Genomic DNA, 24497 nt, shown 5'->3' with positions numbered 1-24497 from the left:
TTTTGTTTCGTTCGATGCGACCAGTTGCGCGTATTTCCCTGATTGCCGGGCTGTTGACCCTGTCTTTGGCAGCATTTAATGCTTTGACAGTGGACCTTGTTACGCCGAGCTTTCAGCGTGCGGAGGTCCTGGCTGGTGTTGCCGCCGTCGGGTTGATGCTTATGGGAGTGTTATGGACACAAGCGAGCCCGATGGCTCCCATTAAGCAGATCCTTGAGGGAAATCAGACATTCGAATTAGTAGATGGATTGAACGATGTATTACAAAAAGAACTTGCCTGGGGAAGTCATTTATTACTTACAGCAACCCCAGCGGCAGTGATCCTAGTTTATTGGAATGATCAAGTTCTTTTACGTCGAGGAATCAGTGGTAATGGTAAATTCGTTCCAGGAGAGATCTGTAAACAGGCCAGAGATCGAAGCGAACTGATTTCATTAGTTAACACATCACTGTTCCCTGGCAGAATCGAATTTAATCCAATTGTTGAGAACTTACCTGCTGTTATGGTGTATCCATTAGCATTAAATGGTTGGGTTGTCTTGGGTGGATGTTCCGAGCGATGTTTTAGTCGTTCAGATGAACTTTGGTTTATTGGATGGTCGCAACGTCTTAGAACTGAATTGGAGGAGAGGGCTTAGAGGAAAAGATCGATTTTTCCTTACCTTCTTCAATTCTTAGTTGTGATCTCACTTTAGAAACAGATGATGAGAAAGACACTTTTCCCTCATCTCCAATTCGTCCTTCTAGCTTATCACTTCGAGTGATCTGATTATTTGCATCTCGCTTCAAGATTACATCGCCAATTGCCTGAACCTCATCTGTGCTCCAATTCCAAATACATTTTTTAGCCTTTAGTTGTTCGCCAGGTTGACTAAGTTCACAATTCTGAGGAATTTCTACTTCTGTACGGGCAAGATCAACTTTAAAACTATTTCCGCGATAGGTTGATCTTTCCTGAGTTGCAGTAAAAGGTTCATTGCTTAGAATCTTTTCGCTATTAAATTTCCAGCGCGTTGTCTGTGCAAGTAAAATTGCTTTTTGTTCTGGAATCGTAAGTGTAACAGGCTTGATTAGGTCGAGGTAACCCTTCTTCGTGTTTCCTTGCAACCTTGTGGCTGTAAGTTGCTGTGGAGTATCACTTTTACCTACAATTCGGTGGCCAAGGATTGGTCCCATAGCATTAAGTTTGCCGCTGTCTAGATTCCAAAGGCCATTGCGTCCTCTGATCACAATTGAGGGTTCATGATTGTCTTTGCGTTGTTTTTTCCAGCGTTCAAATTTTGTTTGACCTTTAAATACAATTTCTTGGGTTAACTGTTGAAACAATACTGTCTTGGCACTAATCCTTGAAATGCTATCAATAGCTTGGGGTCGTTGCTCAATCACCATCTTCGATTCATTAGGTGTCCAACGCAAACGATCACCAGTAATCAATACTTTTTCTCCTGTAAGCTGCTGAATATTTACATTTCCTTCAAGAAGCACAGTCTCACCATCATTTACTATTGTGGCGGCCTGGGCGCTAATTTTAAATGATGGTTTGTTTTCTTTGTACAGAACACCCTCTGGGTTGCGAGCCCTTACAACTCTGCTGCCTAATTCATATCGAGCTAAGGGGCTATTTAGGTCCCAGTCTCGTGAACCATCAGCTTGCTTGTGGCGAAGTTCTAGAGATTTAAATACAAAAGGAACTGATGATTTCTTCTGTGGTGATGGCGACTCCTGACATCCCATCATCGTTAATATCAGCAGAAGACTGCCAAGATGACGTGATGGTAGAAGGTTGAATCGCATTAGAGGGAAGAAGAGATTTCTAGTCTTTGCATTACGGGTTGAGATGGTGGCAATAAAGCTCCACTTTGCAATTGTCCCCAAGTTAAACTGTTAGACCAATCGTTGCCATCAATACTTAGTCCTAGTTGGTTGAGCAAGCGTTCGCTTAGAGAAGGTACAAGAGGATTAATTAATAGTCCTACAAGTCGGCATGCCTCCAAAACTGAGTAAAGATCATCAGCCACTTCGGCTTCATTACCAGGCGTCTTCATTCGACTCCAAGGTGCAGTCTCATTGAGGTAGACGTTGGCTGCAATAGCCAATTTAAGGATCGCCTCAGCTGCATCATGAAAAGCCATGGATGGCATTGATTCACGTACGATGGTAATAGTTGTTTCAGCAGTGGTCACTAAGGGATGAGCATAATCTATTTCATTGCGATGTGAAGGTACAGATCCTTCAAACCATTTTCTTGCCATAGTCGAAGTTCGGTTCAGCAGATTTCCGATTGTATTTGCTAAGTCGTTATTGACTAAATCCATAAATCTTTTCTGCTGAAAGTCACCATCATGACCGAACTGGATGTCACGCAATAAATACCATCGAACAGCATCTTCACCACACACTTTAAGCAGTTTCTCTGGATCAAGTACATTCCCTAGTGATTTACCCATCTTTTGACCTTCACGAGTGAGAAATCCGTGGCCAAAAACTTGTTTTGGCAAGGGTAAGCCAGCTGATATAAGCATTGCGGGCCAGTAGACTGCATGAAAACGGAGGATATCCTTGCCAATTAAATGTACTGATGCAGGCCACCCACACTCTTCAAGACGTTCTATTCGAACCTGGCCACCATCATCTAAAAGAGCACTCAAATAGCCTACAAGCGCATCAAACCAGACATAAAAGGTGTGTTTTGGATAACCAGGTACTGGTAAGCCCCAATCAACATCAACTCTTGAAATTGAAAAATCTCTAAGACCCTGAGCTACAAAATTCTGTATTTCATTCCGGCGCATGACTGGCCAGATGAAATCTGGCTGTGAAATGAGATCTTCGATTTGTGATTGGAAACGAGAAAGTCTGAAAAAAAGGTTCTCCTCATCCCTCCATTCAAGAGGCTTCTGATGAATAGGGCAGGAGGGTGACTGGGCTTGCGGAGGTTCGTCCTTGTATTCTTCACAATCGACGCAATACCAACCCTGCTGCCGACCAAGATACACATCGCCGGAGGTCTCGACACGTTGAAAAAAAGCCTCGACCAGTAACTGATGGCGCTGGCTGGTTGTACGAATAAAGCGATCATTTGAAATACCCCAACGAGACCATAGATTTTGATAACTGCTTGTGATCTGATCACAATGTTGTTGGGGGCTGATGTTATTGACTTCTGCTGTGCGTTGAATTTTCTGGCCGTGTTCATCGACACCTGTAACAAACATCACCTGCTTTCCTTCTAGTCTCTGGAAACGAGCCAGTGCATCACTGGCCATGGTTGTGTACAGGCTGCCTAGATGGGGCTTGTCATTGACGTAGTAAAGAGGGGTCGTAATGGTATAGGTCATCATTGTGGGGAGTATCTGCTGCTGCGCAGAGCGGCCGGATCCTAACCAGAACAACTCATTTCAGCTTGTTGATCGTCTGCCGTCATCTCTCAGACCAAGCCTTGCCTTCCTAGCGTTGTGTTTATCACCAGCTAGAGCAAGCCGACGGAAATTTTGCCCTCCTCAAGCCTCAACGACTTGCTGAAAACCTAGCTGAGATGCAGCCGGAGGCACCCCTTGACTGGGATTCACAAGCAGCACACGATACAAAAAACTCCTCAAGCACTTTGCGGCGGCACCGATTCATTCCGCAGAGATTCTACGTGCAACGATTTTGGGAGCCAATCGTAGATATGGCCATATCAGAACAGAAGAACTGACTATGGTTAAGGTTTTGGCAGCAGCGCTTGATATTCAGATGTTCTCAGTCTTGGCCTGGTGAAAGTGATCAAGACCTTCGACCTTTAGCTTCCATCTGGCACTGGCTTGATAATTTGATCCTGATGACCCCCTTATCGCCAAATTCATCGTGCACATGAGAGTGGGGCAATGTTCTTTTGAGAGTGACAGCACAATGCTGGGCTGGAGATTGTTCTTATTTCGACGATGATCAAGTCAAATCGCCTCTATCAACAATTTGTTGCGCCCCGCCAGCGTTGTTTAAGCAACCTTTGTTATGAAGCTCAATTGCTTTCTGGCAAAGATGATTATGTTTTGGGATGACAGTGTCTGCGAACAAAATTTTTTCCACTACGCAGGTGCCCTTGGTGGTCTGGGGTGGAGGCACAGGAGGCGTCGCCTCAGCCGTACAAGCTGCTCGACAAGGGATTAGAACTCTGCTGTTAACACCAGGTGCGTGGCTTGGTGGAATGGTCAGTGCAGCAGGCGTTTCGGCTCCAGACGGCCATGAACTCAGTTGCTGGCAGACAGGCTTGTGGGGGGCCTTCCTTCAAGACATCGCCAAAGTTGAACAGGATGGACTGGATCAGAACTGGGTGAGTTGCTTTGGTTTTAATCCCGCTCGCGCAGAAGAGGTTTTGCGGAGCTGGGTTGTAGATCTCCCCAATCTCGAATGGTGGTCTGACGTTCAGCTCAAATCACTGTTACGTGAGGGAGATCGCCTTGTTTTGCTTGAGCTGGAGCTTGAAGGGCGACAGCATCAACTGCGCTTTGACTTATTCATTGATGGAAGTGATTTAGGCGACAGCTTTTCCCTCGCAGACATTTCTCACCGCTGGGGTTGGGAATCACAAGAACTCTGGAATGAGCCAAGCGCCCCTTCGGCAAAACAATTGAATTCCGATCCATTCTTTACCAGCCAGCCTGTTCAATCCCCTACTTGGGTTGTGATGGGTCAACTCGATCAACATGCACAATCACCTTCATCACCAGGGTGCTTGCCTCGACCATTCGAAGGTGCAACTCAGGCGTTTGGTTTTGAGCGCACCGTTACCTATGGCCGCCTTCCAGACGGTTTAGTAATGCTCAACTGGCCCCTTCATGGAAACGACTGGCATAAAGGCTTGGAGCGTATTCGCAGCTCAGACGTCAAAATTAAACACCAGCTTGCTGTTGAAATGCAGCTGTATAGCTTGTCATTCCTACAGGCTCTTCAAACAGTTAGTGAGGGTTGGCTTAATCCTGGCAAGGTGTTTCCAGGGATCAATCAAAGCCTGGCATTGATGCCCTACTGGCGTGAAGGTCGACGCCTTAAAGGTCAATACACATTAGTGGAAGGAGATCTTCTGCCATTAGCCTCTGGTACAGCCCGAGGACCAATCCCCTTAGATAAACAGGGACGTTGCACCAGTATTGCTGTAGGGACTTACGCTAATGATCATCATTATCCTGGTAAAGATTGGCCGTTAGCCTCAAAAAGTTGTAGATGGGGTGGGAGATGGACAGGTACTCCATTCTGCATTCCTTACGGGGCTCTACTTAGTAGCGAAGTGGAGAATATTCTGATAGCTGATAAGGCCTTTAGTGTGAGTCATATAGCCAATGGTGCAACTCGATTACAGCCAATGATTTTAAATCTTGGCCAGGCTGCTGGAATGGCAGCAGCTATAGCCTTGAAAAAGAGGCTTCAACCAGCAGAAGTTGATATTTCAGAAATACAGCATGAACTATTGCATGATATTTATGCCCCAGCCGCGATTGTTCCTATTTGGGATTGGCCTGCATGGCATCCTCACTGGCGTAATGCTCAGAAATTTGTTTTGGCGCAACCAGATTGCCTCAGCAACCATAGCGTGATAGAAGGCTTTAATCTTAAAGCAAATGTAGGAGAAATGCCACTGCCAGATCAAACACCACTCAATAAACATGTGAAAAAGTTTTCAGGTTGCCTTCGTGTTCATTCTGATCAGACATTCTCTCTAGATACCAAGTTTAAATCCTGGCGATTAATAACACTGGAGCCGGCATTAAAGCGGTGGCTAGAATCATGTGAAGACCAGCAGAATGTACACCTTCTAGCAGTTGCTAATCCATGGGGACCATGGCTGAGGTTGATTCGCGTTTTATATTAATAACAGCTTTTGGTAGTTTGTTTGTTTCTATGATTTGAGAAGCTACTTGGCGACCAGCTCAATCTGATCAGTCAATGGATCAATAACATGAACTCTCATGATCAATACAAGACCTGGACTAGGGTCGATCAAACCATGGATCTTGCAGGCAAGATCCATAGCCAGGCATTCCACATGCACAAGTGCAATCTGATCTTGTGGCCTCAACCAGCGCAGAAATAGGGCTGGCCATTGTTCATGGCGATTTTTTAAAAACCACACCTTTTGCCAGTGTCGCTGGTCTTCGCGTTGAATTTGCTGTGCTTGGCGAAGAGGGTCTTCAAGTGCATCCAACTGCACCATGAGAGCGTGCTCGCTTAATGGAACTAAGCCTCCTAAGTGAGCCACCACCTGTCGATGGGCAAGTAAATCTGCATAGCGACGGATCGGCGAACTGGCTTGTACGTAGGCAGAGAGGCCAAGACTGAAATGAGCCATCGGACGAGTACCAAGGACGCCTCGGCTAAGGCAACGCTTGATCGCGGCATGTCGGACAGGTCCTTCAATCAACTGTGAAAAGTCAGTTGCACTGGGTAGTTGAGTTGGAGGCTGACTGCGATAGGGCAGAGCAAGGTTTTGACGCTTTCCAAATTCAGCAATAACAGTACCCATCAGAATCATCGCTTCGCTGACTAGCCGTCTGGCTGGAGTTGACTCAACAACATGAAGCTCAGGCTGATCATCCTTGACTTTGAATCGCCCTTCAGATTGTTCAAGCAGCAGTGCACCTTGTCGCTCACGCCACAATTGACGTTTTTTTAGCAGGCTTGCGAGTGTTGAAAGATCTTCATCGCCAGGAGGCGCAAGCTCAATCAATTCATCCCCATCCTCATAAGTGAGTCGGTAGCAGGGGCGAATCCAAGTGCGACAAACACGAGTGTCGGCTATACATCCTGATTCATCTAGAACCACAGCAACACTCAACGCTGCACAGCGACGGCCAGCTCTAAGACTGAGAACTTCTGCTGCAACACTCAATGGCAGCATTGGTCTTAGGCCATCAGCCAAGTAGAGGCTGGTTGCTCTTGCACGAGCATCAAGATCTAAGGGGCTGTCCACAGGAATAAGTCTTGCCGGATCGGCGATATGGATCCAAATCCAGCTGTCTTGATCAACACACTGCAAAGAGATTGCATCATCAATTTCCTGAGTTTGATGATCGTCGAGGGTGTAGGTTCTTAAATCACTCAAATCAAGACGATTATCATCGCCACCGAAAGATAGTTGCTCAAACTTATTGAGTAATTGGTCCGCTTGAGCTTGTACACTCCCTTCAAAAGATATTGTCCAGATACTGCCTTTGAGAGTTGTTAGATCGTGTGGATCGCGCCAGCCTTTCTTGATCAACCAATAACGGAGGTCGCTCAGCGATCTACCCAACTTTAAATCTTTAATCAGCTCAAGAGCTTGTTCATCTGCCAAAAAAACATCCTCTGGACCGTCAGCCAGCTCGATTAAACGGTTGATAGTGAACTGAAGATCCGAGGGTAAATCCTGCCACTGATCTTTGCTCAGAGGTGTATCTGCTATCAGCAATGCAAGAGAATCTAGGCGTTTCTGCACTCGAGATTGTTGCTTGCGGCGCAGCTGGCGGATGCGGCGTAGGTCAATAAGTTGACGTGCTTCAACCATGTGGTCACGTCGAACTCGAAATAAAGGTTGGTCGCTATTAAGCCAAAACCACAATGCTGCGAGATGGATAGGATCATCTTTATTAAGGAGTAAATCTGCTAGTTCTGTAATTTTGAGTGCTGTTGGTGAAGTCTTACTTTTACGCCTTTCTCCTTCGAGCAATCGCCAACCAGCAATTAAATCGCGTGAATTAAGACTAAGGTTACGGACCTCACTCATTGTGGGTAGAGATGTCTCCACCTCTACCATGTTGTGATTTTGCTTTAGAACGGATAGTTCTCGACTGGCTAGCTGTTGTTCTCGCCGTGTTCCTGCAACTCTTAGAATTGCTCGGCTGCCCTTCAAGGAAGTTAGCAGGCCAATTTGTGGTTGACCTTTTAAAATAAAGCCAACTAAATCACCTTGCTGTAGAGAAGGCGTCAAAGCTGTTGCAATCAGCCTTCTGGATTAACAAATGGCAAAAGTGCAATAATACGTGCACGTTTTACAGCATTAGTAAGGTCACGTTGTTGTTTAGACGTTAGACCTGTAAGGCGTCTAGGCAGGATCTTGCCACGGTCAGTAATGAACTTCTTGAGGAGATCAACATCCTTGTAGTCGATGGGATCGCCAGGCTTAATTGGCGACAGCCGCTTTTTAAAAAATGAACTGGACATGATTTAAGAACGCTGGTGTGCTTTTCGTGACTGCAAAGTCATTTGATCTCTTTGTGAGTTGTTGACTTGTTGCAGTAACGGCAGAATTTCTTGATTTCCAGCCGTTCGGTGGTGTTTCGGCGGTTCTTTTCAGTGGTGTAGCGAGACACCCCGTGAGACCGCTTGTCGATGGCGGGATTGGACCGGCATTCGTTGCACTCAAGAGTGATCACGATCCGGACGCCCTTGTTTTTGGCCATAAAGGACGTTGCGCCGCAGATGCGAAGCGTAGTGAAGAACTAAGATCCTACAGGGCAGCCTCACATGACTTGACGCCGTCGTTCTCTTGCTTCGTAAGATCTTTGGCTGCATCTAGCTGATCCATGCGGGTTTCTCTCTCCTGGCTGCAGGATCTAGTACAGCTGAATGAGACCGTCGAGAACCTCGCCGAACGCCTATCGATGGCTGGATTTGAGGTTGAGGCTATTGATGATTTAGCCAGCCGTGCCGATGGCGTGGTCGTTGGGTTGGTGAAAGACCATCAACCCCACCCCAATGCCGACAAACTCAGCGTCTGTCAGGTGGATGTCGGGCTGGGCGAAGGTCTTCAGATCGTCTGTGGGGCTCCAAATGTTCGGCTTGGTATACACGTACCTGTTGCCATGGTTGGTGCAACCCTCCCAGCAGTTGGAATCAAGATCAAAGCCAGTGAGCTTCGGGGGGTTCCAAGTCAAGGAATGATCTGCTCTCTAGCGGAATTAGGACTGGAATCAAATGGTGATGGAATAGCCATCCTTGAAGAGATCGCTGAAAACGTTCCAGAGCTTGGCCAGCCTGTAGCTCCTCTGCTCGGACTCGATGACACAGTGCTTGAGTTGGCAATCACAGCCAATCGCCCCGATGGAATGTCGATGGTTGGTATCGCAAGGGAAGTCGCTGCTTTAACAGGCGCAAGCCTGCAGCTTCCGCAACTTGATATGGCCCCAATCCATAAGTCTTTTGAGCCTGATTCCACCAGCTCTGCGTCCATGCTGAAGGGTGGTCTTTATGGATTAACCGCCTTAGAGAATGTGGATGGTGAATTAACTTCGCCAGCCTGGTTAAAACAACGATTGGAGCGTTCAGGACTGAAATCAGTGAATGGTGTAGTCGATATTACAAATCTGGTGATGTTGGAGCAAGGCCAGCCATTGCATGCATTTGATATTGATGCTCTCGAATTGATCACAGGTCAAACAGTTTCCGCAGAATCTTTTGGCCTTCGACAAGCAAGAAACAATGAAGTTTTTAATGGCCTAGATGGACATCAACTTGCACTGAACGAAAATTGCCAGATCGTCACCTGCCATGACATTCCTATAGCGCTTGCGGGTGTTATCGGTAGTGCTGAAAGCGGCGTGTCTGCCAAGACAAGGCGAGTATGGCTGGAATCTGCAATGTTTACCCCAACGGCCGTGAGAACTACGTGCCGAGCTGTTGGCTTGAGGACCGATGCAAGCAGTCGCTTTGAGAAAGGGTTGCCTGTTGAAATGACTTTGGCATCAGCGCGTCGAGCTGTGACACTAATGGAGGAACATCTAGGCATTAAATCAAATGGATGTTGGGTATATGGTGAGCCCCTAAAAACTGCTGATCCGGTAAAACTTCGCCGCGAAGCTATCCATCGTTTACTCGGACCAATAGCTGATGAGAATGACAATAGGTATCTAGAAGACGACATTATCGAGACTTCGCTGCTTGCTCTCGGATGCGAGTTGTCTCCTTATAACGAAGGGTGGTTGGTCATAGTTCCACCATCACGCCGTAGAGATCTCTCGCGAGAGGTTGATTTGATCGAAGAAGTGTCTCGCCTTGTTGGCTTTGATCGTTTTGAGGCCAACCTGCCAGATCCGCTTGAACCTGGTGGGCTAACGACTGCTCAAACAGCTGAACGCCTATTAAGGCAGATGTTGTGCGGAGCAGGATTGCAGGAAGTCACGACCTTGTCGTTAGTGGGTGCTGATAGTGATGAACCACAACGAATTTCAATTAGCAACCCTTTATTGGCTGAGACCAGCCACCTGCGTACCAATCTTTGGGAGGAGCATCTACGTATTTGCCAACGCAACCTCCAGTCATCGCAGCCTGGTTGTTGGTTATATGAAATAGGCAATGTCTATACAGACACTGACGAGCTCATCAACCAACGCGCTGTTCTTGGTGGCGTGATCTGTGCAGAGCGAAGGTTTGAACGATGGAGTACAAGTGGCAAGATCAAGTCAATGACATATCACCAGGCACGCGGTCAGCTTTCCCAAGTCTTTCAAGGGTTGAAGTTGGACATTAACGACCGTCCCCTCATGGACAATCCTTCACTTCATCCTGGACGGTCTGCAGCGTTATTTGTCGAAGGCAAACTGCTCGGGGATTTTGGGCAGCTTCATCCAGCACTATCGGAACGTCTTGATCTACCTGAAGCAACCTATCTATTCGCTTTGGACTTGCAGTGCATCATCCAAGCTGCGACACGATCTAATCGATGGAACCCTACCTTCCGACCATTCCCGACAGTTCCAGCAATGGAACTTGATTTAGCTGTGATCGTTTCAAAGGAATGTAGTTGTTCCGATTTGATCCAGGCCATCAGAAAAGCTGGTAAACCGCTTCTAGAGCATGTAGAGCTGATTGATCGTTTTGAGGGTGGACAGCTTGATCCTTACTCTTGCAGTCAAGCGTTCAGGTTGCGCTATCGGAGTAAAGACAGGACTCTTAGTGAAGACAAGGTCAACCCGATTCACGACAAGGTACGTCAAGCACTTGTAAAGCAGTTTTCTGCAGAGCTTAGGAGCTAATACGAATTAACAGTGCCAGACATTCGATATGCATTGTTTGTGGGAAGAAATCAATGGGTTGTAATTGATCAATCTGATAGGGTCCATTTGGTACGATCAATTGCTTGAGGTCACGAGCTAATGTGGCAGGATCACAACTAAGATATGCCACTCTCTCAGGTCGAACTGAAAGGATTGTTTTAATCACCATTTGATCCAAACCTTTACGCGGTGGGTCTAGCACTAACACATCATGATGTTGAAGTTTTTTGGCCAATAACAAGGAAACATCACCGCACAAAAACGAAACATTATCAAGACTATTCCGCAAGGCATTTTTATTTGCTTGAGCAATAGCTTCTGCATGAAGTTCAAGACCTATTACATGATATCCAGTTGCTGCAATGGGGAGAGAAATTGTGCCAATTCCACAATATGCGTCAATTATATTGATGTCGAGCGAAGCAGTTGATAGCCATTCAATTAATTTTGAGACAATCCGTTCTGCCTGATGAGTGTTTACTTGAAAAAATGTTGTGGTAGAAAGCAATAAGGAGAGATTGTAAAAATTCTCCTCAATTTCAAGATCACCAGCAAGCAAAATAGTTTCTTGACCAAGAACAAGATTGTTCCTCTGTCGTTGGATGTTTAAAGTTATCCCTCTTACTTCCGGCCACCTGCCATACCATTCCTTGGCTTGTTGATGGAGGCCAGAGAGTTGAGTGGTACTACTTACCAGTGTGATCAGCACTTGTCTTGTTTTTTGGCCAATACGAATGCCTAGATGCCGGAGTCCTTCACCAGAAGATAGGTCAGAATCTGCAGGCCAATTCTGCTGTTGAAGATCATCCTTGATCGAGGCCAGATATTGATCGATTCCTCGATCCAAAACCGGACATCGATTGAGATCAATAATTTGGTGACTGCCGCGTCGGTAATAACCCATAAGTAACTGCCCTTTTCTATTGCGATGAAGAGGAATTAAGGCTCTATTTCGATACCCAAGAGCTCTATTATAATCAGTCATGATTGGTTCTATCTTATGATCTAATTGACCTAAACGTAGAAGTATTTCCCGCAGATGACCTTGCTTTAATAAGGTTTGTCCATGATCATTAAGATGTTGTATAGAGCAGCCTCCGCATTCCTTAGCGATTTTGCATGGGGGGGGTCTGCGACTTGCAACTGTCTCAATTGTTTGAACCTTGCGGGCTAAAAACTGGTTTCGATGGCGCCTTACAAACTCTATTTGTGCACGTTCACCAGGTAGAAGGTCATTGACTATCACAACCCAATTGTTCCATCGTGCCAGACCATTACCATGACGATCTAAATCTAAGCATGTGATCTCAACCTTATCACCTGGGGAAGGTATTAATGTCAAACTTGAGTCTGTAGAGCTAGTCATAGCAAGTCTTCCTATTTATTAGGCATAACAATAAAGTCAATGCTGTCTATAAATAAATCATAAATATCCAAATATGTGGTACTGGGTTGGGTAAATATAATCTTAGTCAGATCCAGGAGCCTTTCAAGTGCTCGGATACAAATTCATTATAGATTGCTTAGAGTGAGCTCCATGATTATGAGTCTGAACACCAATTAATAAATTCAACCGAAACGAAGGTGGAATATTCAGGAGAAGACCCTCAAGTCTTATTTTTGATAAGCAATTGCAAAAAACTGACACTTCACAACGAAGAGTTGTGCTTAGCCAGGATTATTTCATTGAAATAGTGGATTTCATAAGCACTGTTCACGATTTCAATTGAGATTTTAGTTTTTGAGCATATCGCCACTAGCTGGATAATTCAGTATCGACAAATCATTCTGGATCGGACCTGGCATCTCACTCAATAGGGCATGTAAGCCTGATGAAGCGCTGAATAGATCTGACCATTCGCACTATGACCTTCGCCTCTAAAGTCTTAGATAAGACTCGGTTATAGTCTTAGTATAAGACTAATAAAAGATAGATGACTGATTCCCTTTGTCTTATGTGTATATTATGCGACGCTTTACTAGTCTCACTCCTAGACCTATATGATCAGAAGGAGGCGTAGCGTCGTGGAGCCCCCCCTCTTGTTGCGCGACCGTTGCATGGGTAGGTTCCTTGCCCCTTCAACCTCACCACAAATACCCCCCATGAGCGGGATGCAATACAGCAAATCCTGCGTACCTGTGAATAATGCAGTTACGCAAAGCTGTAAAGCCTGTCATAGAACACTTCTATAAAGGGTAAAACTTTCTTTGGACGCAGTGTGGACCGATGATGAAGTTCACCTTGAGCACAAGTAAGCGGGTTTTTTCAATAAATTCGCCTTACCGTTCGATGTATTTAGAGAATTTTGAATTTGAGGATATTAATTCTTTCACTGATAACAACAACAATAACCCTTGCCCTCTCTTTTCGATCTTACCTAAGTCTTATTCATAGTCTTTAGATTAGTCTCAAACAACTCATGAGAGTCTCTCATGGCTTAGCCGCAACTCCTTAGCATTTAGAGCTTTTGCCCATTAGAGATGTTCCAGCCTTTTTGTATTCGTTGCTCGAAGTCAGCTGAACGCAGCTAAAAGATGCTCCAAGTGAGTCTACTAAGTGTTTGTTATTTCTCACTATTAGACTAATGCCGAGTCGTGGATTAGACTATTGCGACTAACTGGGCCTCTCGCGGTATAGCTCTTTAAGCATTTGATATGCTTCATTTAGCCTTCTCATGGCCTCTGTTGAGCCTCCAGCGTCCGGATGGATGGTTATGGCCTGTAATTTGTAGGCCTCTCGAATGGTAGAAAGTGTCATTGGTGCACCAGCATGAGATGGCAGCTTGAGAAGTTTGAGTGCTCCATGAAGTGTCATTGTTGATTCAAGTGTTTGGAATGAGGTGACCTGACGACTTCGTTTAAAGCGATTAACAAATCTGCGGATCAGTGTGGGCATTCTCTCTGAAAGACTCTTGCAGGCAAACGGATCTTCCAAAATTCCAGCAACCACCATCACAAGCTCAAAAGTCGCCGGTTTCACCTGCCAACTGGAACAGAGTTCCGTCATTAGTCGATTTGCGGCACTCCATGTGAATGGCCGTCCATCAGTGCCATCGACATGAAGCCATATGTCCCTCGCTAACCAGATCATTGCAGCTTCAACGACTGTCTCTCCTGGTGGATTGCCATAAAGTGAAATCCAGTGTCGATTTGCGGCATTAAGACTTTCAATCACATCAGTCTCAGCAACTGTTGTTACTAAGGGCAAGTCCCTCGAATTTTGACCCGGTTTGTTGCTGCCAAGACTTTCTCGAAGATTATCCGTTTGTTTACGCACAAAGCCTGGCAAATCAATCCCAACTGAATGTGTAGTCTTTACTTCATGACTACTTTCTACCTTGTTTTCATCTGGCTTTAAGCCAGGTTCACCTCTTTCATTCGATCCCCGCCCTATTAATACCAGTGCTTTTGTCTCATTGTATTCGGGCGGTAAAGATCTAGACAATGATCCACTATCATCGTTTTCGAGTGGATCTGGTTCATTTATTTGAAATAGACCTCCAGCCTGTTGATCATCTCGATCATTCTCTTGAGGGGTAAACAGTTCTTCAAGTAAACGTGCTAAAAGGTCACCTCGTGCTCTTAACCCCCATTCCCTTTTAAGTTCATCTAGTCTTGCAATTAGATGATTTGGTAGTTCAACGGTAATCCGTCGCCTCGAATTGTCTTCGGACGCTTTCACTTGAACCCGAACAACTGTAGGTAGCCTATTGGTTTTGCAGTTGATGCAACCATTGCTGTTGTGCCTTTAGGGCTTCGGTGTAGTGTTTTCCAAGGCTCGAATTGACTCTTTGCGGATCAATAATTGCTAATGGCATAACATTAGTTCTACTAGGACTGGAAATGAGTATTGGTGAATTGCTGACCGGGTAATTGTGATCATTGGATTCATTCGGTAAAAGTTCCTTTTTGTTTCTGCTTAATTTGTAATTGTCTTGATGTCTTTGTATCGTCGAATTTCTGTTCACTTCAACAACTTTTGTTTTCGCTATAGGCTTTGGAGTTAGTGGTTTGGCGTGGTAATTCTTACTTGATGTTACAGGTAGCTTTGCTTTATTTGCTTTTTCTTCCTTTTGCATAACCTGCGTATACTGTTCCATTGGAACAACACTTAGTAGGTGCCCTGGCGTATTGTCTGCAGGATAGACTAAACTAATAGTAACAGGATTATCTTTTTTGGTTGTCAATTCTAGGTTTGATATTGGAAGACTTTGGCCTGAGCGTAGGCCTACATGAACTTCTTTGTATTTCTTCTCAGTCTTGATTCCGATTGAACCACGAAATGCCGTGAATGGCTTCTTTTTGTCTGTTGCTGCAGGGTGGCTTAAAACTAATTGATGAGCTCCTGAGCCTTTTAGATTAAGGGTGATATCAAAACGCACCCCGTAAGTGCCTACATTATTTACGGCAGAATCAATCATGCGAGTTTCCAGTGGGTTGACCTGGATCTCTCTTGTTCCAAAATGATGTTTACGAGTACTGGTAAGAGGTACATGTAGAGCACCATGCTTAAGGTCATGATTTAGCTTAGCGGTATAGTGATCACCAATTGCTACTCCTGCTACACGCGAAAAAACCTTGCCCGTTTCAATTTCACTGATTCTATTGAGATAAGTACGTCCGGGCGCCAATCGCCTTGAATTAAGAATAGCGATCAGATTCTTTTCTGATGTAGCCCCCTCTGCTGCAACCACAGCTAATTGAAAAGGTCCGTTGCTAGTCCCACTAAGCAGTCCATTAGCAATACCTCTTGCAGGTATTTGTGTTGTGAATACAACTTTTTTAGTGTGAGGTGGAATGACAATATTATCCGCTAATTTTCTGTCCAATTTACCTCTCAGCATCTGTACAGCTGTTGCATCCCCCGGACCTGTATTCCAAGGACGAGGCCCCAGGGGCTTTACCCCCATAAGTTTATTCGAATGGTAAGGAGCCTCAAAACTATTTTTAACTGAACCTCGAACAAATTTAAGTTCGATTGATGAATCTGTTGGATTGTTTGCTATGGCTGCAACAGTAAGCAATCCACGTTGTCGGATGTTGCCAAGTTTACGTCTGTCGCGAGGATAATACTTATGATGAATATGAATCCCGAACTTGCCGTCAAAGGTAAATTCTGCATTTCTTAATTGTTGCCCTGTACGGACGACTACTGCTGAACCTGGAGCTGTATTAACAAGTATTCCTGAGCCAACAACCGTCTCCGGCTGGTTGGAGTGGAGAACGGGAACTTTGTTAAAGCTTCCATTGAGAGGACGTGCTGACTGTCCAGCCATTAAAGGCACGTAGGACCAGGATGCTTTTGCGAAAATAATCTCACAGGCAAGAGTCGAGAGACTTAATGAGACTAGTAATGAGATCTTCTGTGACACCTTTAAGCCGGATGGATTTGTTACGTTGAGCAGCGAGCGCCTAGGGCAACTCTGCCAATTCAAACCTAGTCACACCAGCCAACACCGCAAAGAAAGAAATTTCGCACTCTTGGCAGAATTTCGCGAAGATTCACCCAACTGTAGGAACGGCATGTTCTCTCCCTTTTGTCTCAGCTCAAATGTTGACTCGGCAGACCGTCGCCGTCACTATCAGAATAGGAAGCTTGAAATGCTTCTTTTCCTGCGAGATGGTCTAGAGCGTCGCCTGTCTGCAGTGAAAGCAGCTATAGAGACCTTGGAGCAACAGATCCAGAGGGATCAAAATCCTGCTTCCTGAGAGGGGAAACAGCGTCAGGAGACAACTCAGAGCAATCAGCAGCCATGCGCCGAAGCGCTCGCTTCACACGTCTTTGTACGGTCATGCAGCTTATCCCCAGGTGACTGGCTGTACTGCGAAGGCTTTGTCCTCTGAGGACTACGTGATCAACCACCGCAGACTCTTGGCAATCGAGCTTCTCTAGAGAATTCATCAGCATTCGATTGCGTTCCTTGTTGACCAGTTCACTCCACTGATCTTTATCAGCTGTTATTAACTGATCATCGAGCGGGTACCAGCGTCCTTTCTGCTTGTAGCTCTCTATCGCTGTTCTATCGACCGCTCTGAGCTTTTCAAAAAAACTGGCTCTGTCCATCAAGGGGCAACCTCTGAGAAGTTCTTGAGCTCGCTCCTCAACTCGCCTAGGTATTTTAACTGGTCCTAAGCTATCCCTGAGGTAGTGAAGGATGGCACCGCGTATATGCGGTTTTGCAAAGGCAGCAAAAGGTACTGACTTACTGCTTTGAAAAAATTATGCTGCTCGGATAAGGCCTAACATTCCGACCTGAGTGAGGTCCTCTTTGTCTTGTCCAGTACGATAAGCGTAGTGAAGTGCTATTGGCCTAACGAGTTGCAGATGTTCTTCGATCTGCTTATTCCGACGTTTCAGTTTGTCATTCATCAGTTGAATCGTAAATAAAAAGCGGTCGTTGATCGATCGCCTGTCCCTCTAGAGATCCATGTAATTGCCCAGCAACACAACCGTAAAATCACTGAATCGTCTTGACCACGCCTTCTAGCAAGGCCTCAGGCCCATGGTGATTAAGCCAGGCCAGATCAGATGTTTCTGTGGATAGAAGGTAACCGGCAAATCCAAGTGCATTAATGCTGAAGCCTGCGATTCCCTCTCGACTTCGAAGTATCAGTGCGATCCATTCGTTCGAGAGCAGCATATTGTATGGTTGTCTTGGATGTTGATTCTCTGTCGGATTACCAAGTCCAATCTGTTCGCAAAGCGTTAGATAAGCTTGATAATGAATTTGAGCTTCATTATTCTGTGCTCTAGCTGTTGCAGCACAGCATTGAGTAAGTTGACAGCTTTCCCTGGGTGAGGCCTTTAATAATGATTGAAACCATTCCTGTCGAGGACAACTGCGATCGTCGTCGCTTCGTCTTAGCAATTGCAAGTGTCTGTGAGGTTGACTAGCTCCAGCCGTTGGAGAACTATTAAAAAACCAAAGCCCCTTGGTGTCCTGATCAACACTTAGCAGTGCCTCCCAGTCATCACAACTAAGCCAACCATGCTGAGGGGCCCATTCACGTGTGATCAACAACATGTGTCCCTTTTCAACAGGATATTTGTTGAGAATTAGCACATGTCTCATGCCAATTTGACTAACCTCCAAGCTTGGTTCCCAAGGCAAAAATGGGTTAGGTTTTGGACCTCTGGCTAGGAGATGGGATGGCGGGGGGCCTTTTAGTTTGCGCAGTTCAAAGGGTTCTCCTTGTCGTGCTGGAATTCTGGTGAGCTCGGTGCTGAGAGGTACCAGTGCACCCTCTAGTTGTGCTGCAGTGCTGCGTTCAAGCGCCTGATCCCAGTAATGCTCAATTGCCACGGCTTTGTAGTTTGGCTAAGGAAGCACCTGTGTAATACCTAGCAAGAATTTCATTGAACTTCAAACCACTCCGTGCCAATTGCTGGGCCCCATGCTGGCTCATGCTCGCTCCAAGGTGGCCATGAGCTTGCAAACTGATGTCTGCCGTTGACGCATAAAGGCTTTCAACAATTCCTCCCTTGTAGCTAAGAACAATTCCCTTAGTGGCTTGAGTGGCTTGCGTAGATCGTGATGTTTGGCTTGATATTCCTCGATATGCCTGCCAACGCGTGGTGTCACCCAGATGGAAATCCTTGTTCGCAGGTCTTGCGATATGGGCAAGCGCATAAGAACGTGCAGCAACCGCTTGAGCTTTAAGAGCCTCCATATTCCAAAGACTGGGCATTTCAGCACCAACAACAGAAGCGACATAATCCTCAAGCGTGAGTTGGTTAACTACAATCCAGCCATTGCCCCGGTTAACAAAATAAACTTTAGATCTATATGGCTGATTGTTGACTAGGATGCCGCTACTGGCTGTGGTAAAACATTTGATATCAGCAATCTGATTATTCTTTATCTTCAATATATTATTGAGAGTATGCTCATTAATAAGCCTCCCAGAGTGATGTTTACAAAACCCTGAATCTTTTATCTTTATTTGTATTGGGGGACTTTGGCTAATCAGACCAACTTTTAACTCTAAAGACAAGGAATCGACATCCTGAGAGGAGAGAAGTGCAGAATAGGGTGTTGGTTGCGAAGATACGTCCTTCGCATTCTTTGAAAGTGATTTATCTTCAATTATGGCTTGTCTACCCTCCAGAAAGAGCTGCATAAGTTGATTTCTTGCTGTTCTTTGATGGAATCTATTAATTGAGATTAGAAGTACGTTAACGATAGCTACGATTAGTCCACAAGCTAGTATGGCTTGTGAAAAATACAAAAGATTATGAGCTTTTAGTTTCACAGAAAAATTAAGACCTAGTGATTTGCCCTGATTGGTGCATTTCAAATAAATGAATAATATTATTTTTGCAGTTGAATGCGCAACTGTCAATCTTTTTCAGAATTTGATTTCAAGATTTGTAAATCAAGCATTGAACACAGCCTGAAGATAGCATCATAAATTCCACAAGCCTTAGAATTGGAGAATTGCGTCACTGTTATAGTAGTATTATCAATTGAATGCTAATCAATTCTTTGTCTTTGCGACTGATTGCAAAATATAGCTATTTTAGAGATGGTTTCAGATTGAGATCAGAATATATTTTTCGAAATAGCATCTAATAAAACCATTGCTTTGTTAGGCCCAATCAATAATTATCATAGACCGGATGTTTGAAATCTTTAACGAGCGTCTAGTCTGGTCTTCCTTAAAGCCAAATAAAAAGCCGCCAAATTACAACCTCTTCTGATTAGGAAACATTACATATATCTATTGTTTATAGATAAAGATATTTTTTAGTACTTATCATGATGGTCAGCCTATACCTAGTGGATATCGGATTAGTTTAGAGTAATTCATAAGCTGCGCTATTGTTAGTGATAGTGACTTTATTGAATATCCCTGCAAGTAAAAATTTGCTTATGCAGAGCTTGCCTAGTTAACCTTTTTATTTATGAAAGTCTTTTGAAATCTTTAGTACAGCTGTTAAATTGATATAAATAAAGCGCATGCTCATCCATAAGCCAGATCAAAAAATTGATTATTTACAGAAATTTTTTCGGTTTAGTGAGACGTGCTTAAACCAATCATTCATTAAATGGTCAGAACCATGGCGATCAACGATGAGGCCAATGGTCATAGATGCGCCGCCAACGCCTTCACAAGCGGGTCAATAGGCCTTTGTGGGGAAATTTGCCGGAACCCCCCTTGAATAGCCTCCCTAGAGGCTCCCAGGGCCAATCTTGCTTAATGGCTATGAGGTGTTGCATGGATGTCGCAAGCGCAGCTAAAGCAACAAAAGCCAAAAATGCGTCTTGATCCGATGTGACCAAGCTTCACCAAAGACACCTTGGCAAATAAAGTCAGAAAGACCTCCTTGCCTTGCAGATCAATTGCTATCACTGACTTTATTGAGCTACAGCTCCTCTGTTTGAGCATAGGAGTCTGCCGAAGTAGTGGCACATTTTTCTTCGAGATGGTTGACGGATGACGGGGGGCAGGCGTTAAAGGTCAATCAGATATGCCTCCTCAATGGATTGGGAGTTCACAGAAGACGCCGCCTTCCTTGCTCTTTGCGATGCCTTTCGCGAAAGTGGTGAATCGTCGGCTATCGAGTTCCTCGCTAATGGGGAGGGTGCTTTTCACTTCCATGAACTGACCCAAAACGCTGCAGGAGAAGGGCTGGACCTCAGCGACTCAGGCTCTCTAGACGATTTTCAACAGGAAGTGATCGATACAATGGAGGCGCTTTGCCAGGATTAGACCAGGTAAAAGGCTCACTTTTCATGGGATATGTGATTGTCCTGAAAACAAAAGCAAGATTCTTTTTTCACATCGCTGAATAAAGCCTTGGCAATTTAGGCACTGAAATATCTAGCCTTACTGTGAAGAGTAACCAGAGCCGTTGTGCTCTGTTCTGGGTGTAGCTGATCATTTGGATCCATTGTCAACCCGATTAAGTCGGCTTTTAACCACTTCAATTGTTGGCGAGAATCGCCAACGTTTGGGCAGGCAGGGTAGCCGAATGAAAAGCGGCTACCTCTGTAGCGCTGTGCAAGTACATCTTGCAAAGTTTTAGGCTCGTCTGATTTAAATCCACACTCACAACGTATTCGAGAATGCGTCCATTCGGCGAGAGCCTCAGCCAGTTGAACTGCAAGTCCATGAAAAAAGAGATAGTCAGTATATGCATCTGATTCAAATAACTTCTGCGCAAAAATACTCGCATTCTCGCCCATTGTTACTGCTTGCATAGGCAAAATATCCTTAGGCAAACCGCCTTCAAGGTCTCTATAAAAATCAGCAATACAATATCTATTACCACCTTTTTGGCGTGGAAGATTAAACTTCCCAAGTAGACTGTTGCCTTCATTATCGAAGACTAAAAGATCATTATCTTTCCGACCACATGGGAAATACCCATATGCGACTCCAGGATGTAAAAGTGACTCGTTACGAATTCTATGGAGCCAATGCTGCAATATTGGTTCTATTTCATCGTTAATGTACTGATCATATTGGTCACGAGATTGATCCTTTCTCTTGCGTATTTGCCATTGCCCTGAAAATAAAGCGTTTCGGTCTAGATATAAAATGATCTCGTCAAGAGGAATTTTGTCTAATTTAAGATGTTTTGAACCAAGGAATGGAGGAGTGACTGCGTCTTCTTGGGTAACTTTTTCAGAGCGATTAGTATTAACTGCTAAATTAATATGTTCGATGTTCTTTTGGTTTTCCTCTTGAGGATGTTCTTCATTGCTTGAGTGAGGTGAATCAGATTCAGTAGATTGCCCTCCTAGTGTCAACCCATCAGGAGTGCCGTCAAGAAACCCTCTACAATCATCCCAACGATCATTAGAAAGTGCATTGACATAGGCGTCCATAAACCTTAGATCTGTAAATGCATCCTTGCCATAAATAAGTTTCCCTTTATAGACTTCACTGCAATCGTGGTTTACAAATCTAGGGGTCAGAGCTGCACCACCTAATATCACTGGAACGGTAATACCAGAATCATTAAATTCCTGAAGGTTATTCTTCATGAATGCTGTTGATTTTACTAGTAGCCCACTCATGGCAATACAATCTGCCTGATGTGTCATTTGAGCATTTATAATTGAAGCCGCGTCCTGTTTAATCCCTAAGTTAATCACCTCATAACCATTATTTGTTAAAATAATATCAACTAGATTCTTGCCAATATCATGTACATCGCCTTTTACTGTAGCTATTAGGAATTTTGCTTTAGATGAGTTCTCTCCTGCTGATTTTTCCATATACGGTTCAAGGTAGGCAACGGCTGCCTTCATCGTTTGAGCCGATTGAAGAACAAAGGGGAGTTGCATTTTTCCTGAACCGAAAAGCTCTCCAACAACCTTCATTCCATCCAAAAGAAATGTATTGACAAGTTGTAGAGGCTTGTAAGATTCCAAACCTTCATCGAGGGCTTCATTCAGTCCAATTCTCTCTCCATCAATAATGTGTTGCTTGAGTCGATCTTCAACAGGCAAATCAGCCAATGAAGGGCCTGAAGCACGTGCTTCCTTAGTGCTAACCCCCTCAAATAGACTCGTTAGCTCTGTTAATGGATCGTAGGTACAGATCTCATTTTCAAAGCGTCTGTGGTCATTTATTAAGTCACGACATATCTTTTGTTGTTCATCACTTACTTTATTGAGAGGTAGAATTTTTGCTGGTGAAACTATAGCTGCGTCCATTCCAGCATCAGTACAGTCATGAAGAAATACCGAGTTGAGAGTAATTCTGGCAGCCGGAGATAATCCGAAGCTTACATTAGAGACACCTAGAACAACATGTACTGCCTCTAGCTCTTCACGAATAACTCGTATTGCTTCTATTGTCTCAAGGCCATTTCGCCTATCCTCTTCGATACCAGTTGAAATTGGCAGTGCAAGTGGATCATAGAAAATTTCATGAGCAGGTATGCCATATTCAGTTGCATCACGATAAGCCCTTTTTGCAATCTCGACCTTCTGCATCGCTGTTCTTGCCATACCATTCTCATCGATGGTGCCAATGACTAATCCAGCACCATATTTTTTCGCCAGATCTAAAACCTTGAAGAAACGTTCCTCTCCATCCTCGTAGTTTGTGGAGTTAAGTATACATTTACCACCTGCAACCTTTAGCCCTGCCTCCATTTTCTGCCATTCTGTTGAATCGAGCATCAATGGAAGATTAATGTTAGTTACAAGACGGCTAACAAGTTGATTCATATCTTTCTCACCATCACGCCCAACGTAGTCGACATTAACATCAAGAACATGAGCATTCTCTTTAAGCTGCCCTCGTGCAAGGCCAACAAGACCATCCCAGTCCTCACTATTCAATAGCTCTCTAACTTTCTTTGAACCACTTGCATTTAGACGTTCACCAATTATCAAAAACGAATTATCTTGGTGATAGGGAGTAATTCCATAAATTGAAGCAGCTGATGGTTCATACCCGAAGAGTTGGCGTTGGTGTTCGTTTTCACCTTGTCGACATGGTCTTTGAGCAGCACGCATCTCTTTTGCAAGTTCTGCCAATGCAGATGTGTGTTCTGGAGTTGTACCGCAGCATCCCCCTATGACTTGAACACCAAGATCCTCTACAAAATGCATGAGTTGCATTTTTAGTTCCAGTGGCTTTAATCTGTAATGAGCAACACCGCCAATATTTTCTGGTAGACCTGCATTGGGGATGCAACTAATTGTAAAAGGAGAGTGTTCTGACAGATATCGTATATGTTCCTTCATTTGTTCAGGACCAGTAGCACAATTAAGACCAAGAATATCAATAGGGAATGGTTCTAATATTGTCACAACAGAAGCGATGTCTGACCCCAAAAGCATCGTGCCTGTTGTTTCCATTGTCACTGAAACCATGATAGGGCGACGTTCATTAGCTTTTAAGAATGCACATTCAATTCCTTGCAAAGCGGCCTTGATTTGTAAGACGTCCTGGCAAGTCTCAACAATGAAAAGGTCAACATCTCCTGCTAATAGTCCCTCTGCTTGTTCTTGGAAGGAGTCACGCATCGTGTCAAATGCGATGTGTCCAAGTGTGGGCAACTTTGTTGTTGGTCCGATGGATCCTGCGACAAAACGAGGTTGATCTTTTGTGCTGTATTGAACGGCCATTGATTTTGCTAACTGTGCAGCTTGTCTATTCAGTTCAAATGCCTGGTCTTCTAATCCATATTCCGCAAGAACAATGGATGCAGCACCAAAGGAATTTGTCTCAATGACATCGCAACCTGATTCAAGAAATTGGCGATGCACCTCCTTCACTGCGTCTGGTCTAGTAACGACAAGATTCTCATTACATCCTTCTAGTAATACACCACCAAAATCATCAGCATTGAGATCCTGTTTTTGCAGGGATGTACCCGTGGCACCATCAAATACAAGAACAGGACGTTCTGACGAGTGGAGGCGTGCCAAAAAAGCTGATTCTGGTCTGGTGATATCCAATGGTCCTGCTGTCATCCTGTCTCTCATGCTTTGTTGCGATCCTAGATAGCCCCTTACTGATAGA

16 protein-coding genes and 1 pseudogene are annotated in these 24497 nt (G+C 44.6%); 4 read left to right on the top strand and 13 right to left on the bottom strand.

The window, feature by feature from the left end; translation table 11 throughout:
* Nucleotides 1-14: 14 nt before the first annotated feature.
* Entirely contained in the window at nt 15-638 is a 624-nt protein-coding gene (locus SIB68_RS02930; protein WP_063400711.1) for a cofactor assembly of complex C subunit B, read from the top strand.
* Here the strand turns inward: SIB68_RS02930 and lptC are convergent.
* The gene (lptC, locus tag SIB68_RS02925) at nt 610-1794 is read right to left on the bottom strand and encodes an LPS export ABC transporter periplasmic protein LptC (RefSeq protein ID WP_063400516.1); all 1185 of its coding nucleotides are present in this window, start codon (nt 1792-1794) and stop codon (nt 610-612) included. The two genes, SIB68_RS02930 and lptC, sit on opposite strands and share 29 nt — an antisense overlap.
* Nucleotides 1794-3338 (bottom strand): methionine--tRNA ligase, encoded by a 1545-nt coding sequence (gene metG / locus SIB68_RS02920; protein ID WP_063400710.1) that lies wholly within the window; start codon nt 3336-3338, stop codon nt 1794-1796. The genes lptC and metG overlap by 1 nt, the downstream gene beginning before the upstream one ends.
* 698 nt (nt 3339-4036) lie before the next feature.
* On the opposite strand from metG, the gene SIB68_RS02915 reads away from it, so the two are divergent.
* Complete coding sequence (locus SIB68_RS02915; protein WP_063400515.1) at nt 4037-5848, top strand: FAD-dependent oxidoreductase; 1812 nt, start codon at nt 4037-4039, stop codon at nt 5846-5848.
* A 42-nt stretch (nt 5849-5890) separates the two neighbouring features.
* On the opposite strand, the gene SIB68_RS02910 is transcribed toward SIB68_RS02915, so the two are convergent.
* Genes SIB68_RS02910 through rpmG form a run of 3 tightly spaced genes read right to left on the bottom strand, consistent with a single transcriptional unit; the run spans nt 5891 to nt 8414 of the window.
* The gene (locus SIB68_RS02910) at nt 5891-7942 is read right to left on the bottom strand and encodes a ribonuclease catalytic domain-containing protein (protein WP_063400514.1); all 2052 of its coding nucleotides are present in this window, start codon (nt 7940-7942) and stop codon (nt 5891-5893) included.
* An 11-nt stretch (nt 7943-7953) separates the two neighbouring features.
* A complete protein-coding gene (rpsR, locus tag SIB68_RS02905) occupies nt 7954-8175 on the bottom strand; it encodes a 30S ribosomal protein S18 (RefSeq protein WP_011130118.1) in 222 nt (73 codons plus the stop codon).
* A gap of 38 nt (nt 8176-8213) precedes the next feature.
* Nucleotides 8214-8414 carry a 50S ribosomal protein L33 gene (gene rpmG / locus SIB68_RS02900; protein WP_011826119.1) on the bottom strand — a complete coding sequence of 67 codons (201 nt, stop codon included), beginning with the start codon at nt 8412-8414 and terminating at the stop codon, nt 8214-8216.
* Nucleotides 8415-8537: 123 nt separating this feature from the next.
* Between rpmG and pheT the strand changes: the two genes are divergently transcribed.
* A complete protein-coding gene (gene pheT, locus SIB68_RS02895; protein ID WP_063400513.1) occupies nt 8538-10985 on the top strand; it encodes a phenylalanine--tRNA ligase subunit beta in 2448 nt (815 codons plus the stop codon).
* On the opposite strand, the gene rlmD is transcribed toward pheT, so the two are convergent.
* The 7 genes and pseudogenes from rlmD to SIB68_RS02860 all read right to left on the bottom strand — a co-directional run bounded on the left by rlmD (nt 10975) and on the right by SIB68_RS02860 (nt 19349).
* On the bottom strand, nt 10975-12372 hold the full coding sequence (gene rlmD, locus SIB68_RS02890) for a 23S rRNA (uracil(1939)-C(5))-methyltransferase RlmD (protein WP_063400512.1): 1398 nt from the start codon (nt 12370-12372) through the stop codon (nt 10975-10977). The genes pheT and rlmD overlap by 11 nt on opposite strands.
* A gap of 1248 nt (nt 12373-13620) precedes the next feature.
* Nucleotides 13621-14688 (bottom strand): hypothetical protein, encoded by a 1068-nt coding sequence (locus SIB68_RS02885; protein ID WP_063400511.1) that lies wholly within the window; start codon nt 14686-14688, stop codon nt 13621-13623.
* Nucleotides 14689-14713: 25 nt separating this feature from the next.
* Nucleotides 14714-16282: a DUF3370 domain-containing protein gene (locus tag SIB68_RS02880; RefSeq protein ID WP_236068978.1), complete on the bottom strand. Its 1569-nt coding sequence runs from the start codon at nt 16280-16282 to the stop codon at nt 14714-14716.
* A 380-nt stretch (nt 16283-16662) separates the two neighbouring features.
* Nucleotides 16663-17193 (bottom strand): annotated as a pseudogene (locus SIB68_RS02875) (sigma-70 family RNA polymerase sigma factor); the annotation flags it as partial.
* Nucleotides 17194-17226: 33 nt separating this feature from the next.
* Nucleotides 17227-17376: a sigma factor gene (locus SIB68_RS02870; RefSeq protein WP_081215519.1), complete on the bottom strand. Its 150-nt coding sequence runs from the start codon at nt 17374-17376 to the stop codon at nt 17227-17229.
* An 88-nt stretch (nt 17377-17464) separates the two neighbouring features.
* The gene (locus SIB68_RS02865; protein WP_063400508.1) at nt 17465-18310 is read right to left on the bottom strand and encodes an ATP adenylyltransferase; all 846 of its coding nucleotides are present in this window, start codon (nt 18308-18310) and stop codon (nt 17465-17467) included.
* Nucleotides 18300-19349, bottom strand: a complete 1050-nt coding sequence (locus SIB68_RS02860; protein WP_236068976.1) for a SpoIID/LytB domain-containing protein — start codon at nt 19347-19349, stop codon at nt 18300-18302. The genes SIB68_RS02865 and SIB68_RS02860 overlap by 11 nt, the downstream gene beginning before the upstream one ends.
* Nucleotides 19350-20489: 1140 nt before the next feature.
* Here SIB68_RS02860 and SIB68_RS02855 point away from each other — a divergent pair.
* Nucleotides 20490-20720, top strand: coding sequence for a hypothetical protein (locus SIB68_RS02855; protein WP_011130108.1), 231 nt, complete (start codon nt 20490-20492; stop codon nt 20718-20720).
* A 95-nt stretch (nt 20721-20815) separates the two neighbouring features.
* Here the strand turns inward: SIB68_RS02855 and metH are convergent, their stop codons facing one another.
* Nucleotides 20816-24460, bottom strand: coding sequence for a methionine synthase (gene metH / locus SIB68_RS02850; RefSeq protein ID WP_063400507.1), 3645 nt, complete (start codon nt 24458-24460; stop codon nt 20816-20818).
* Between the last annotated feature and the right edge of the window lie 37 nt (nt 24461-24497).

Origin of the sequence: Prochlorococcus sp. MIT 1323 (assembly GCF_047304905.1) — a bacterium.
In the GTDB taxonomy this organism is placed as follows: domain Bacteria; phylum Cyanobacteriota; class Cyanobacteriia; order PCC-6307; family Cyanobiaceae; genus Prochlorococcus; species Prochlorococcus marinus_D.
Note: the sequence above shows the minus strand (reverse complement) of the source record. Positions and strands in the feature narration are given on the sequence as shown.

What these genes read in the sequence shown, in the direction of transcription:
- SIB68_RS02930 (WP_063400711.1), top strand. Translation starts at nt 15, where the DNA reads ATGCGACCAGTTGCGCGTATTTCCCTGATTGCCGGGCTGTTGACCCTG.
- lptC (WP_063400516.1), bottom strand. Translation starts at nt 1,794, where the DNA reads ATGCGATTCAACCTTCTACCATCACGTCATCTTGGCAGTCTTCTGCTG.
- metG (WP_063400710.1), bottom strand. Translation starts at nt 3,338, where the DNA reads ATGACCTATACCATTACGACCCCTCTTTACTACGTCAATGACAAGCCC.
- SIB68_RS02915 (WP_063400515.1), top strand. Translation starts at nt 4,037, where the DNA reads ATGACAGTGTCTGCGAACAAAATTTTTTCCACTACGCAGGTGCCCTTG.
- rpsR (WP_011130118.1), bottom strand. Translation starts at nt 8,175, where the DNA reads ATGTCCAGTTCATTTTTTAAAAAGCGGCTGTCGCCAATTAAGCCTGGC.
- rpmG (WP_011826119.1), bottom strand. Translation starts at nt 8,414, where the DNA reads ATGGCCAAAAACAAGGGCGTCCGGATCGTGATCACTCTTGAGTGCAAC.
- pheT (WP_063400513.1), top strand. Translation starts at nt 8,538, where the DNA reads ATGCGGGTTTCTCTCTCCTGGCTGCAGGATCTAGTACAGCTGAATGAG.
- rlmD (WP_063400512.1), bottom strand. Translation starts at nt 12,372, where the DNA reads ATGACTAGCTCTACAGACTCAAGTTTGACATTAATACCTTCCCCAGGT.
- SIB68_RS02880 (WP_236068978.1), bottom strand. Translation starts at nt 16,282, where the DNA reads ATGGCTGGACAGTCAGCACGTCCTCTCAATGGAAGCTTTAACAAAGTT.
- SIB68_RS02870 (WP_081215519.1), bottom strand. Translation starts at nt 17,376, where the DNA reads ATGAATGACAAACTGAAACGTCGGAATAAGCAGATCGAAGAACATCTG.
- SIB68_RS02855 (WP_011130108.1), top strand. Translation starts at nt 20,490, where the DNA reads ATGGATTGGGAGTTCACAGAAGACGCCGCCTTCCTTGCTCTTTGCGAT.
- metH (WP_063400507.1), bottom strand. Translation starts at nt 24,460, where the DNA reads ATGAGAGACAGGATGACAGCAGGACCATTGGATATCACCAGACCAGAA.